Source organism: Rhizobium binae, assembly GCF_017357225.1.
Taxonomy (GTDB): Bacteria; Pseudomonadota; Alphaproteobacteria; order Rhizobiales; family Rhizobiaceae; genus Rhizobium; species Rhizobium binae.
On record NZ_CP071608.1, the window covers coordinates 164,375 to 177,517 of the forward strand.

Below are 13,143 nucleotides of genomic sequence, written 5' to 3' on the forward strand. Positions count from 1 at the left end.
ATCTATTGTCTCCAGCAGGTGAAGTTTGAGCGTGTCTTCTTGGTCCGTATCAAAAACAAAGGAGCGCAGGCTTGATGATTCCGATATCGCTATCGATCGTGATCTCAGTTCCAAACGACTTCGATAGCTCCTGGAGACGCTCCAGAATTCGGCTTGCCTGCTGGCCAACAGCGAGCCGAGGAACACCGCGATTTGCAAATCTGCGCGCGTGTCCGAGTTCGATCGGGTAGAGCCGCAATTCCGCAAGCCGGTTGTCCTCAAACCGGCTCAGTGCAATAACGCTCTCGTAAAAGATCGGATCGGAAAAGCCAGCATCCGTCTCGTAACCTTCGGCCATCTCTGCCAAAGTTACGTCTGCATCGGTGTCGGTTCGAGGGTCCTTTCGGTACGCCTCGAACATATCCGCGCCTACCGGCGTCCGAAGGTCGTCCATGATAAAGTTCCCGACGCTGTAGAGGATCGGCCTGTCCTTGTAGATCTCGATGCCTCTTAGCTGGTGGGGCCCATGCACGATATATGCGTCGGCCCCAGCATCAATCATTCGACGTGCAAATGCTTGTTCATAATCGGGAGGCTGTTGGCTCCAATTGCCGGGCTCATGCCCGTGATTGGTGACGATGCAGAAATCAGCGAACTGCTTTCCCTGACGAGTGTTGCGCTCAATATTGGCGACGTCGGCTGGATTGGGGAAATAGCTATAGCCGGCCTCCTCGCCCGCCTTGTATGTCGTGCCAGCGAGGGTGAGTCGGTTTGGATCGATATGATCCGACTTATAGTTGGGCAATGCATCGCGGACTTGGCGCAAGTTCTCCAGCATGGCCGAAGGGACGACTATACTTTGTTCTAAACGAAGAGAATTAAGACCCGGTCTGCCCGGTGCCTCGCCGGCCGGATCGCACGCGCGGGACATCGGTGTAAACGTTGAAGCAAATGACACCAACGCCACCCGACCCGACGGGGTCTCCAGGAAACGCGCCGCACCGGCTTGTGCAAGATTTTCGCCAACTCCTGCATATTTAATACCGTTCTGATCAAGTGCCCGACACGTCTCACGCATGCCCTCGACACCCCATTCGAATGTGTGGTTGTTGGCGTAGCTCATCAAATTAAAACCCATGGCTTTCAGGTCAGGTCCGAGCTCCGGCAAGCTGATGTGGTAAGCACCTCCATGCTCAGCCTGAGGGAACCCTTTGAACGATCGAATGTCAAAGATATTGGTTTCCATATTTCCGAAAGTGACATCAGCCTTCTGAAGGATCTCAGCGATCTCGCTGAACCCTGGATGTTGACCCGTCGTTAGCGCTCGCGTCACGATGAGGTCACCGACTGCCACCATGGTAAACCCATCCACCACGTTGGTGGCGGTGGATCCAATCAAGTCATAGCCATCATCTTGGGGCGCTGAATGTTTCTCCATCGTCCTTTTCCCTTCTATTTTGGGCCTGGAATGGATCGTCGGGGATGCGTGAGCACCGGAAACCGAGGCGTTAAACAGGATATAGTCTCCGTCGTAACTGCGGAATCGCACGGTTTGGCTGTCATACGGGCGCTACATGTTGCCATTGAGATGGATCCCTCCTCTACTCGTATTCCCCATCATAGGTGTTGGCGAGGGTAAAAGTCATCACGTGTTCTGGAAGAGCGGGAATGGTGTTATATTCCACGAAATCAAGTCGGCGGCTTGCTGAAGTAGCGCCGCCGTCTGATCACGGCTGGGCGAAGCACCGATGACATGCCCCATCAAATCTCGGTAATCGCCTTTTCTCACAATTGGCGTGTTTGGATGAATATACATCTTGACCTCGGCGACGCCCGGTATAGCGGCCGCCCGATTGGCGCCCTCGATTTTCTCGAGCATTCCGTCGCGATCAGGAACCAGGAACCGCGCGGACGCCGTGCGCGAATGGCGTGCGCGTAGATCGCATTCTTCGCCGATGACTAGCTTGATGTGCTCATCGACCAGGTCGATGCCATAAGCCAGATGAATCAGTTGGGGATCGGGCGTGCCAGCTAGACGCGGATTGACTTCAATGACGACCGGACCACGCTTGGTCCACCGGAATTCAATGTTCGTTGGCCCCCAGCCAAGGCCAAGAGCGCGTAAACAGCTCAGCGAAATATCGATGATACGTGCATGCTCCTCATCAGTCAGCGGGGCCGGGAAGCTGTACTCGCGATAGACGAAATGTGGTGGGGGGCCGAAGTCGCCGGTGCCTATCCCTACGACACGACCTCCCATCAAATCAGCGGTGAAGTATTGGCCTTGTGCAAACTCTTCGACCAGTATCCGCGGCGGAGACTGCCAGATGTGTCTTCCACCCAAGAGATGCCGTGTATGTTCGGCTACCTCGTCGACGGTGCGGCAAATTTGTACACCGCTGCTGCCGCTACCGACGACAGGCTTTATCACCACCGGCAGGCCGATTTCTACGGCAGCGCTTTCTACCTCCGTCGCATTCGTTGCCATGCGATAGTAAGGCATGGCAACGCCGGCTTGCGCAAGAAGCTGACGTTGAACGAACTTATCATGGCATTGTTCAATGGATGCGGGGTCGGGGCCTGGCAGACCGAAATGGCGGCAGAGCTTGCCAACTGTTACATAGACCGACTCATCAAGGCCCGAAAAGCCAGTGATGCCAGCAATGGCATGGGTCAGTTTGAGTCGTGAATAGACACTCTTTATCGCATCGAGGTCATTGGTATCGACCTGGACGGTCTCAATGCCTTCAGCCGCTAGATAGCCGTGCTGAGTGGGATCAGTAGACATCGTGATTGGATTGAGGCCCCGACGCTGAGCTGCTTTCACGTATAGCGGACCAATGCTTCTATGGCCCTCAAGTAGGATGAGCGATTTTGCCATGGACCTTCTCCTATTTGTGACTTCGTAATGTTGCTCGTTCTACCATTTGCGACCCAGCAAGAAACCTACAGCATTGAGTAGGCACGTGAACTGCCGCCACTTGTGGCGGTCGCGACGGGTGGGCGACTAAGCTCAGCCCGTACCCGAAATTTAGAGACTGCCTGCGCCAAGCTGTGTTCCATCACCTAGGCCCAGCGGTGCCCCGCAATACACTGCGGTCTTGCGGCCCGCCCACTCGTTCGCAATGCCACCCTCCTGGAGGGTGCCTCGCACCCACTCAATCGCGTGCTGATACCGATAGCAAAAAGAACCGCCGTCTACTGCGACATCTAATAGTCAACCGTGTTTTCGAATTAAGAAAACATCTGCCGGGAGCTTCAAAGTTAGCCACATCGCCTCCAAATCGTAAGCCAACGCGACTGCCGCCGCTCAAACGGATTTCGCTCGGTGTGACGCTGCGCCTTTCTTGTCAGGTTAGGGATTTTTAGGAATTCATTTTGAACCGCGCCGGGTTTGCCGGAGGCTCCAACTTCTGAGAAAGTGGAGCCGATATGAGCAAGACAACGAACAAGTTTTCACCGGAAGTCCGCGCCCGAGCCGTGCGGATGGTTTTGGATCACGAAGGCGAGCATTCCTCGCGATGGGCGGCGGTGTCCTCAATCGCCGCCAAGATCGGCTGCACTGCGCAGACGCTCAATGAGTGGGTGAAGAAGGCCGAAGTGGACAATGGTTCCCGGCCTGGGCTCCCAAGCGACGTCGCCGAGAGGATGAAGGCGCTGGAGCGAGAGAACCGTGAGCTTCGGCAGGCCAACGAGATTTTGCGCAAGGCGTCAGCATATTTCGCGATGGCGGAGCTCGACCGCCCATTGAAGCGATGATCTCGTTCATCGACGAACACCGCGCAGTGTTCGGGGTCGAGCCGATCTGCAGGCTGCTGCCGATTGCCCCATCAACCTACTACGAGAACGTGGCCAAGCGTGTGGATGTGGATCGTCTATCGATCCGCGCCCGCAGGGATATAAGCCTGAAGATCGAGATACGTCGTGTCTTCGAGCAGAACTACCGCGTCTATGGCGTTCGGAAGGTCTGGCGGCAGTTGAAGCGAGAAGGCTTCGATGTCGCCCGCTGCACCGTCACTCGGCTTATGAGGTCGATGAGCCTGCAAGGTATCATTCGGGGAAAGCCGATCCGCACGACGTTCCCCGACAGAACGGCTCCGAGCCCACTGGACCGCGTGAACCGACAGTTCAAGGCTCCTGCGCCCAACAGGCTGTGGGTTTCAGATTTCACCTATGTCGCTACCTGGCAAGGCTTCGTTTACGTGGCCTTCGTGATCGACGCTTTCGCTCGGCGCATCGTCGGTTGGCGCGTAAGCCGAACGGCACATGCCGGGTTTGTCCTCGATGCTCTCGAACAGGCACTTCATGATCGGCGTCCCGTTCATGGCGGCGGCCTCGTGCATCACTCGGACAGGGGCGTTCAATACGTGTCGATCAGGTATTCGGAGCGGCTGGCGGAGGCAGGGATCGAGCCTTCCGTCGGAAGTGTGGGCGACAGCTACGACAATGCGCTCGCCGAAACGATCAACGGTCTCTACAAGGCCGAGGTCATCCATCGGCGCGGACCATGGCGGAGCTTCGAAGCGGTGGAGTTCGCCACACTGGAATGGGTCGACTGGTTCAACCATCGAAGGCTTCTGGAACCCATCGGAAACATGCCGCCAGCCGAAGCTGAAGAGCAATATTACGCCATGCTAGACGAACCAGCCATGGCCGCATAACTTAAACGCAATAGCCTCCGGCAAACCCGGCGCGGTTCAGTTCATCTGACCTTGCCCCGTTGAAATAATCCATTTTGAAGTAAGCTCTGGCCCATTTGAGAGGACCAGAGGATGAAGCGCAATCGTTTCACAGACGAACAGATCATCGGCATATTGAAGGAGCACGAGGCAGGCACGCCGGTCTCGGAGCTTTGCCGCAAGCATGGCGTTAGCGATGCCAGCATCTATAAATGGAAGGCCAAGTTCGGCGGCATGGAGGTGTCCGAGGCCAAGCGGCTGAAGACGCTTGAGGACGAGAACACGAAGCTGAAGCGGCTCCTGGCGGATGCGATGCTCGACAATGCTGCCTTGAAAGACCTTTTGGGAAAGAAGTGGTGACGCCCGCGGCCAAGCGGAAAGCTGTCGCGCATCTGATGAGCCATCATGAGATGAGCGAACGGCGGGCGTGTAAAGCCATTGGTTTTTGCCGAATGACGGTCCGTTATGAGACCAGGCGCGACGATGATCATGAGCTTCGCGAGCGAATGAAGGCGTTGGCGCATGAACGTCGCCGCTTCGGATATCGACGCATTCATGTGCTGCTCCGGCGGGAGGGTCACCTCGTGAACCACAAGAGGCTCTTCCGGCTCTATCGGGAGGAGAAACTGACGGTGCGCAAGCGCGGCGGTCGCAAGCGAGCGATAGGCACGCGAGCGCCGATGCTGGTGCCGATGGTGGCCAATGATCGCTGGTCGCTAGACTTCGTGTCGGATCAGTTCACCGATGGGCGCAGGTTGCGGATTCTGACCGTCGTCGATGATTGCACGAGGGAGTGCCTGGCGCTCGTCGCCGATACATCGCTTTCCGGTCTTCGCGTCGCACGGGAGCTTGACCGGATTATCGAGGAGCGCGGCAAGCCGAGGATGATCGTCAGCGACAACGGCAGCGAGTTCACCAGCAACGCGATCCTGCAATGGGCGGACCGGACCAAGGTTGACTGGCATTACATCGCCTGGAAAACCGATCCAGAACGCTTTTATCGAAAGCTTCAACGGGCGGCTGCGAGACGAGTTCTTGAATGAAACCCTGTTCTCGTCGCTTGCTCACGCCCGGTCTGCGCTTTCAAACTGGCGTAGCGATTACAACGATCAACGCCCGCATTCAAGCCTTGGCTGGCTGACACCGGCCGAATTCGCTCAGACACTCAACCCGCGACGTGATGCGGTGCTGCGCAGCCGAAATGGCTCCGCACCGCAACCCGCCGCTACCGAACCAACAACAGCAACCAAAAACCGCTGGAGCGAACTCAAAACTGGATAAAACTTGGGGGCAAGGTCACATCTAGAGCACACTGCTCAATGGGGTAGGTTTTGTGCTGCGCTGTAAATGGTAGAACGCTAGGGTGGGGCTTGATAACGGCCCAAGAAAAAGTGGTGGAGGCATTGCTTATGGCGAAAAAAGCTCTGATTTTACTTGAAGGTGCAAGTAATGGTCCGTACTACCTCGAAGTGGCGCAACGCCTTAATCTTCATCCGATCACCCTTTCAACTGACCCAACTCAATACGACTACCTGGTGGCGAAAGAGGCAGACGTCATCCGAGTCGATACCGGTGATCTCGAGACGCTGATCCGCGAATGCGTCCGTCTGCGCGCGCTGTATGACATTGCTGGCATTACCAGCGCGCAGGAGGCTGTCTATGCAACGGTTGGCAAACTCTGCCGGTCTTTCGATTTACCTGGACCGAACCCCGTGGCAGTTGAAAATTGTTGCGATAAATTCGCTCAACGTCAGGCGCTCGCAGAGGGTGGCCTACCGGTTCCCGCTTATCGCGTGGCGGTGAATGCGGCGGAAGTGGAAAGCGCCGCAGCGGAAATTGGCCTGCCGGTGATCGTTAAACCAGCGGTGGGCATCGGCAGCAGCGGGGTGCGATTGTGCCGCGATGTTGATGAGCTAGTGGAACATACTGCGCGCTTAATGGTTGGAACGGACATCTGCCGGTCGACGCCAAGAATACTGGTAGAAGAATACGCAAAGGGGGCCCATTATAGCGTGGAGTTGATGGGGAATGAGGTCATAGGAATTGGTGCCGCCGACTTCGGCCGTCCGCCACATTTCGTCTGTCGTGAGTATATCTACCCGGCAGAGCTTACCGAAAACGACCGCACACGTATTGTCGATGTCGCACGCCATTGTTTGCGCGCCCTCGACCTTGGCTGGGGCCCGACGAACATTGATCTGCGGTGGACGGAGCGTGGTCCGGTGGTTATTGAAGTCAATCCGCGACTTGCCGGGATGCCCAACTCCCGACTGGTTCACCTCGCCTACGATATCGATCTCGTCGCCGAACACATCAAGCTTGTGATCGGGGATAAATTAGATTTGCGCGAAAGGAATTTGGGCATTGCCGCCGCCCGGATTTTGGTTGCTGATCGGGATGGCGTCCTCGATGCAGTTGAAGGCGACAGCCGGGCCGCTGCAATAAAAGGCGTCGTAGAGGCGAAATTTTTCGTTCAACCCAAAATCACTGTCATTAGAAAAGGGGATAACCGCGACAAGATCGGACATGTTATCGCCGTTTCGCCTACGCTGGCTCAAGCCAGGGCGATACTTCAGTGTGCCGTTGAGCTAATGGATTGGTCGATTACACCAAGTCCGAACGGTGCGTTTCCGAACCTGTAGGATTTAACGTGATACAGAAAATGCTTGTCCTCGGCGGCAGCCAGTCCCGCCTCAGTAGCTGGCAGGTCTTTGCGATCGCCATTCCCATGATGCTAGCATCCATCACGACACCGCTCGTCGGCCTTGTCGATGCGGCCGTAATTGGTCTAGTGGGCGACGCCGTACTAGTTGGTGGCCTTGCGGCCGGCGCCGTGGTTTTCGACGTCGTCTTCGCCACCTTCAACTTTTTGCGCTCCGGCACGTCGGGCGTTGTTGCCCAGGCTTTCGGGAGAGGTGATGCGCTTGAAGAGCGGGCGGCAGTGTTGCGTGCGATAGTTGTTGCCGCTCTCTTTGGATTGGTTCTAGTGCTGCTTGCGCCACTGATTGCCGAATTCAGTGAATGGTCCATGAACGCAGAACCCGCGGTGACCTCCGCGATGGACATTTACATCCGCATTCGCCTTATCTCGGCGCCTGCAGCGCTGATCAACTATGCAACTCTTGGTTATCTCTTGGGGCGGGGCGATACAGGGATCGCACTTATACTGCAACTGCTCCTTAATGGCGTAAACATCGTGCTGACAATTTATTTTGGCGTCTATCTCGGCGGGGGGATTGGAGGAGTCGCCTGGGGAACCGGATGCGCTGAAGTTGCCGCCATGATTGCTGGCATGTTCATTCTTGTTCGGCGCTTCTACACTTTGCCAACCATATCTCCTCGGCGTACGTTCAATGTAGCGGCCCTCAAGAGAATGCTACACTTGAACAGTGACATAATGATCCGAACCTTGGTACTCATGGGAGCATACTTCATTTTCACCCGGCAGAGCGCACAACTTGGCACCTCGACCTTCGCTGCCAATTCAGTGCTGATGCATTTCTTACTTATGGCTGACTACGTTTTGGGTGGATTCGCGACGGCAGCACAGCACCTCGCTGGGCGCGCCATCGGTGCCCGCGACAAGACGGCTTTTTTGCGTGCTGTGAGACTTACTACGGGCTGGGGATTCGCAGTCGCGGCCATTGCAAGCCTTGTAGCCTCTGCGTTCGGAGAACAGGTCGTGGTCGCAATAACAAAGGCACCGGACGTGCGTTCTGAGGCGGTATTATATCTTCCTTGGGCTGCCTTGACTGCACTGAGCGGCTTCCTGTCCTTTCAGATGAACGCCGTCTTCATCGGTGCCACTTGGTCGCGTGGTATGCGCGACGTTATGCTTGTATCGTTCGCGGCCTATATCACTGCATTATTCGCCTTGGAGAGGATGTTTGGCAATCACGGGCTTTGGGCTTCTTATCACGTCTTTTTGCTGGTGCGGGGGATCGGTTTGCTATGGGTGATGCGTCGCCGTGTCAGAATCGAATTCGCACAATGACACCTTTAAGGGCAGATGAACGTTCAGCGTTGCGAGACAGACCACTTGCAAATCCGGCATCCTTTCGTCTAGAGCAGGTCCTGTGATCGATGAATCGATTGTGAAGTGACGGCGCAGGCCGAAGTTGATCAACATCCACAACGAAGAGGTGGATGATGGCACAAGCTCTGAGCTATGATCTTCGATTACGCGTATTGAAAGCGTCTGCGGCGGGTATGTCTGCAAGGCAGGCCGCAGCCCGGTTCGGAGTTGGGATTTCGACGGCCATCCATTGGATCGCAAGAGCGAAAGACGGCGAGCCTATTTCCCGGCCGCAAGGTTAGAGACGGCCGTCGGCACTGGGTGCTCACGAGGTGTTCGTTGTTGAGCTAATCGAAGACCGTAAGGACGTAACGCTCGGTGAAATGGTCGAGCGCTTGTCCGTTGAGCGGCAAACTGATCATCAGCCGGAGTGCGCTCGGTGCTTGGTTACGAGGCCGCGGATGGACCTTTAAAAAAAGTCCGCACATGCACTGGAGCAAGACCGGTCGGATGTCCTGAAGCGCCGGCGCGTCTGCTTTGATGGTCAGCTCGATCTCGATCCGGAGAAGCTAATATTTATAGACGAAACCGGCCTTTCGACGAAGATGCGCGTCTGCGGGGGCGTGCAACTCGAGGCGCGTTGCCGAGCCGGCGTGCCGCATGGCCATTGGACAACAACGACCTTCACCGGAGCGCTGCGCCTTATGGGATGCCGTCGGCGCCTTGATCGCCCGCTTCACACCGGAAGAATGCGCAAACTACTTCAGGGCTGCTGGATATGACCCGGATTGAACAGGATGTGCTCTAGCGCAAATGTGCAACGAGCAGGAAATCTAGATTTCCTGCTTGCGTGGACGATCACTCCCGCCGATAACAACCAACGTAAAACAGTGGCACCAGTTAGGTTCCATAAATCATATTATGCCATTTTTGGCTGTAGGGGCTATTTAGTAATGCGACAGTTGGGCCAGTTAGAGATGCGACAGTCTCGCCTCTCGACGCACTGGTCAAAGCCAATGTTGGGAGCAAGGATGACGATCTTCAGCCTGGTCGAGACCATGAGCGGTCGGAGTCGTCATGTCCTTTATGATCACCATGTCGCAGAAAGAGTTGCATCGCCTCGAAGTCATCCAGAAGATCCGTGACGAACGCCTGAGCGTTGTCCAGGCTGCCGAACTGCTCGACCTCAGTCGAAGTCAGGTCCATCGGCTGCTGCAGGCTTATGACCGGAATGGTCCAGCCGGCCTTGTTTCCAAGAAGCGATCACAACCGAGCAACCGGCGCCACAGCGAGGAGTTTCGCAATGCGGCGCTGGATCTCATCCGGGAGCGCTATCTGGATTTCGGTCCGACGCTGGCTCGCGAGAAGCTGATCGAACTGCATCATATTTCGGTCGCCAAGGAGACGCTGCGGCAATGGATGACCGAGGCCGGCATCTGGATCTCGCGTCGCGAGCGCAAGAAGCGGGTTTTCCAGCCACGCGGCCGGCGCGACTGCTTTGGCGAACTGGTGCAGATCGATGGTTCGCATCACTGGTGGTTCGAGAACCGCGGCCCCAAATGCGCCCTGCTCGTCTATATCGATGACGCCACTGGCAAGCTGTTACATCTTCGCTTTGCCGGATCGGAGAACACGTTCGATTATCTGCATGCGACGAAAGCCTATCTGCAGCAATGGGGCAAACCGCTGGCTTTCTATAGCGACAAGCATGGTGTTTTTCGTTCGACCCATGCGTCGGAGAAGGACCGGACGAGCGGCCTGACGCAGTTTGGTCGTGCGCTTTATGAGCTGAACATCGACATTATCTGTGCCAACACTCCGCAAGCCAAGGGCCGTGTGGAACGCGCCAACCAGACATTGCAGGATCGGCTGGTCAAGGAGATGCGGCTTCGCGGCATCGATACGATCGAAGCTGCCAATGCCTATGCGCCTGAGTTCATTGCGGATTTCAATTCGCGGTTCGGCAAGCAACCGCGCAATCCGAAGGACATGCACCGACCGCTGGCCGACCATGAGAATCTCGATGGCGCCATGTGCCGGAAGGAAGTCCGCACACTGTCGCAGTCGCTGACGCTCCGTTACGACAAGGTCTTGTTCATTCTCGATCCGACCGAGATTTCCAGGCCATTGGCGGGTAAGAAGGTCGTTGTCTGCGACTACCCGGACGGCCGCCTCGAGATCATGCACGAGAGCTTCACCCTGCCCTACAGAACCTTCGATACATTGCGGTCGGTCCACCGGGCAGAGGTTGTCGAGAACAAGCGTCTCGACGACATGCTTTCCATCGTCGCCGAGCTGCAGGCTGGGCGGGAACAGCAACGCAGCAAGAGCGGCCCTCGCCGCACCGGCCAGACGGATCATATGTTCGGTATTCCCGATGGCAGCCAGGGCAATGGTTATCAGAAGCGTGGCCGCAAGCCTGGCCGGCGGACGGACTTCATGAATGATCCGGAGGTCATCGCAAAAAGGCAGAAGGCGCTGGCACGGCTGGAGGCAGCGGAATAAATCGGGCACTCATAGTCTCAAAGCTAAAGCCGAAGGGGTGCTCCTCACCCGCCCCCTCCCTTCCCTTGCAACCCGGCCCAGCCGGTCCGGTCGGGGGCTTGCCTCAGCGCAAGTGGACATGCCGAGTGTCGCATTTCTAAATGGCTGACAGCGTTGCGCATCTAATCAGCTTTGACATTGGCTGTAGGGGGGTACATTCTATTTCCAAGTGCGACATGCTTATAAAAACAATGGCTTCGCCTTGGAGATATATGCATGTCCCTTTGCTATTCGCAGCTCACCCTGCCTGATCGCAAGCGTCTTTTTCATCTTAGAGAACGCAAGGTTTCCGTCTCGGAGATTGCCCGCCAACTCGGTCGTCATCGTTCGACGATCTATCGCGAGCTTAAACGCAATACGTTCCAGGATCACGAATTTCCGGAATACAGCGGCTATTACAGCGGTATCGCCAACGACATGAGCAAGGAGCGCCGACGACGGCTGCGCAAACTCAGACGCCATCCGCATCTGCGCGATCTCGTCATCGACCGGCTGAAGGCGCATTGGTCACCTGAGCAGATCGCTGGCCGGCTTCTCGCCGATGGCGTCAGTCCTGTGCGCATTTGCCCGGAAACGATTTATCGTTTCATCTATTGCAAGGAAGATTATCCGCTCGGGCTGTATCAGCACCTGCCGGAACGACGGCGCAGGCGTCGGCGCCGCGGCGCACGCAAACCGCGCGACGGCTTAATCCCGCTCGATTACAGAATCTCCCAACGACCTGATTTTATTGATGATCGATCACAGTTCGGGCATTGGGAGGGCGATCTCCTGATCTTCCGGCGTGAACTCGGAGAGACCAACGTCACCTCTCTCGTCGAGCGCAAGAGCCGCTATACGGTGATGATCAAGAACCGCAGCCGTCACTCGCGACCGATCATGGACAAGATCATCCATGCCTTCTCACCATTGCCGTCTTTTGCACGCCGAAGCTTCACCTTTGATCGCGGCACGGAGTTCTCCGCTTTCAGGGCTTTGGAAGATGGGATCGGCGCCAGGAGCTGGTTCTGCGATCCCAATTCGCCTTGGCAGAAAGGCGCTGTCGAGAACACCAACAAGCGCATTCGACGCTTCATGCCTGGCGATACGGATCTGTCCAACGTCGCTCAGAAGCAACTTGTCGACCTCGCCCATCACCTGAATTCGCTGCCAAGAAAGTGCTTGGGCTACAAAACACCGGCCGAGGTCTTCATGGCGCATTTGCGTGAATGCGGCTGATCCCCTACCCTTCAAACGCCCATGTTGCACTTGGTGTAGATTCTCCAGGGGCTATTTAGTAATGCGACAGTTGGGCCAGTTAGAGATGCGACAGTCTCGCCTCTCGACGCGCTGGTCAATGCCAATGTTGGGAGCAAGGATGACGATCTTCAGCCTGGTCGAGACCATGAGCGGTCGGAGTCGTCATGTCCTTTATGATCACCATGTCGCAGAAAGAATTGCATCGCCTCGAGGTTATCCAGAAGATTCGTGACGAGCGCCTGAGCGTTGTCCGGGCCGCCGAACTGCTGGGCCTTAGCCGAAGTCAGATGCACAGGCTGCTACAGGCCTATGACCGGGATGGTCCAGCCGGGCTCGTTTCCAAGAAGCGATCGCAGCCGAGCAACCGGCGCCATAGCGAGGAGTTTCGCAATGCGGCGCTGGATCTCATCCGGGAGCGCTATCTGGATTTCGGTCCGACGCTGGCTCGCGAGAAGCTGATCGAGCTGCACCGGATCTCGGTGGCCAAGGAAACGCTGCGTCAATGGATGACCGAGGCCGGTATCTGGGTCTCGCGGCGTGAGCGCAAGAAGCGGGTTTTCCAGCCGCGCGGCCGGCGCGACTGTTTCGGTGAGTTGGTTCAGATCGATGGCTCGCATCATTGGTGGTTGTCTAATCGCATTCCATCCGTCAAGCTGATTTGAGCATTCCTCGACGTTGCCGTCTTGC

Annotated in this window: 7 protein-coding genes, 3 pseudogenes and 1 other annotated feature; of the genes and pseudogenes, 8 read left to right on the plus strand and 2 right to left on the minus strand. The window is 56.5% G+C overall.

Translation table 11 applies throughout. The annotated features are described in order from the left end of the window. Positions 1-49: 49 nt before the first annotated feature. Both J2J99_RS29950 and J2J99_RS29955 read right to left on the minus strand, forming a co-directional pair. Complete coding sequence (locus J2J99_RS29950; protein ID WP_168302150.1) at positions 50-1,417, minus strand: CapA family protein; 1,368 nt, start codon at positions 1,415-1,417, stop codon at positions 50-52. A gap of 207 nt (positions 1,418-1,624) precedes the next feature. Then, positions 1,625-2,860, minus strand: coding sequence for an ATP-grasp domain-containing protein (locus J2J99_RS29955; protein WP_168302149.1), 1,236 nt, complete (start codon positions 2,858-2,860; stop codon positions 1,625-1,627). Positions 2,861-3,411: 551 nt separating this feature from the next. Between J2J99_RS29955 and J2J99_RS29960 the strand changes: the two genes are divergently transcribed. From J2J99_RS29960 to J2J99_RS29995, 8 genes and pseudogenes are all read left to right on the plus strand, one after another. Further along, positions 3,412-4,640 (plus strand): IS3 family transposase gene (locus tag J2J99_RS29960; RefSeq protein ID WP_207600998.1). Its coding sequence is split into 2 segments (ribosomal slippage): positions 3,412-3,706 and positions 3,706-4,640, totalling 1,230 coding nucleotides; the frame shifts between segments, so codons are not numbered across the junction. Then, positions 3,693-3,809: a sequence feature (AL1L pseudoknot), on the plus strand. It overlaps the preceding gene by 117 nt. Before the next feature lie 111 nt (positions 4,641-4,751). Beyond that, positions 4,752-5,939, plus strand: a pseudogene (locus J2J99_RS29965) (IS3-like element ISRle4 family transposase). Between the two features lie 128 nt (positions 5,940-6,067). Continuing rightward, complete coding sequence (locus J2J99_RS29970) at positions 6,068-7,300, plus strand: ATP-grasp domain-containing protein (protein WP_168302435.1); 1,233 nt, start codon at positions 6,068-6,070, stop codon at positions 7,298-7,300. Then, a complete protein-coding gene (locus J2J99_RS29975) occupies positions 7,255-8,652 on the plus strand; it encodes an MATE family efflux transporter (RefSeq protein WP_312038585.1) in 1,398 nt (465 codons plus the stop codon). Before J2J99_RS29970 ends, J2J99_RS29975 begins: the two co-directional genes overlap by 46 nt. A gap of 155 nt (positions 8,653-8,807) precedes the next feature. Next, a pseudogene (locus J2J99_RS29980) lies at positions 8,808-9,465 on the plus strand (helix-turn-helix domain-containing protein). A gap of 285 nt (positions 9,466-9,750) precedes the next feature. Then, the gene (locus J2J99_RS29985; RefSeq protein ID WP_168312671.1) at positions 9,751-11,178 is read left to right on the plus strand and encodes an ISNCY family transposase; all 1,428 of its coding nucleotides are present in this window, start codon (positions 9,751-9,753) and stop codon (positions 11,176-11,178) included. A 255-nt stretch (positions 11,179-11,433) separates the two neighbouring features. Next, positions 11,434-12,435: an IS30 family transposase gene (locus J2J99_RS29990; RefSeq protein ID WP_064648104.1), complete on the plus strand. Its 1,002-nt coding sequence runs from the start codon at positions 11,434-11,436 to the stop codon at positions 12,433-12,435. Between the two features lie 185 nt (positions 12,436-12,620). Beyond that, positions 12,621-13,115 (plus strand): annotated as a pseudogene (locus J2J99_RS29995) (helix-turn-helix domain-containing protein); the annotation flags it as partial. Positions 13,116-13,143: the final 28 nt, after the last annotated feature.

Coding starts and splice junctions, on each gene's coding strand:
- J2J99_RS29950 (WP_168302150.1), bottom strand. CDS start 1,417: ATGGAGAAACATTCAGCGCCCCAAGATGATGGCTATGACTTGATTGGA.
- J2J99_RS29955 (WP_168302149.1), bottom strand. CDS start 2,860: ATGGCAAAATCGCTCATCCTACTTGAGGGCCATAGAAGCATTGGTCCG.
- J2J99_RS29970 (WP_168302435.1), top strand. CDS start 6,068: ATGGCGAAAAAAGCTCTGATTTTACTTGAAGGTGCAAGTAATGGTCCG.
- J2J99_RS29985 (WP_168312671.1), top strand. CDS start 9,751: ATGTCCTTTATGATCACCATGTCGCAGAAAGAGTTGCATCGCCTCGAA.
- J2J99_RS29990 (WP_064648104.1), top strand. CDS start 11,434: ATGTCCCTTTGCTATTCGCAGCTCACCCTGCCTGATCGCAAGCGTCTT.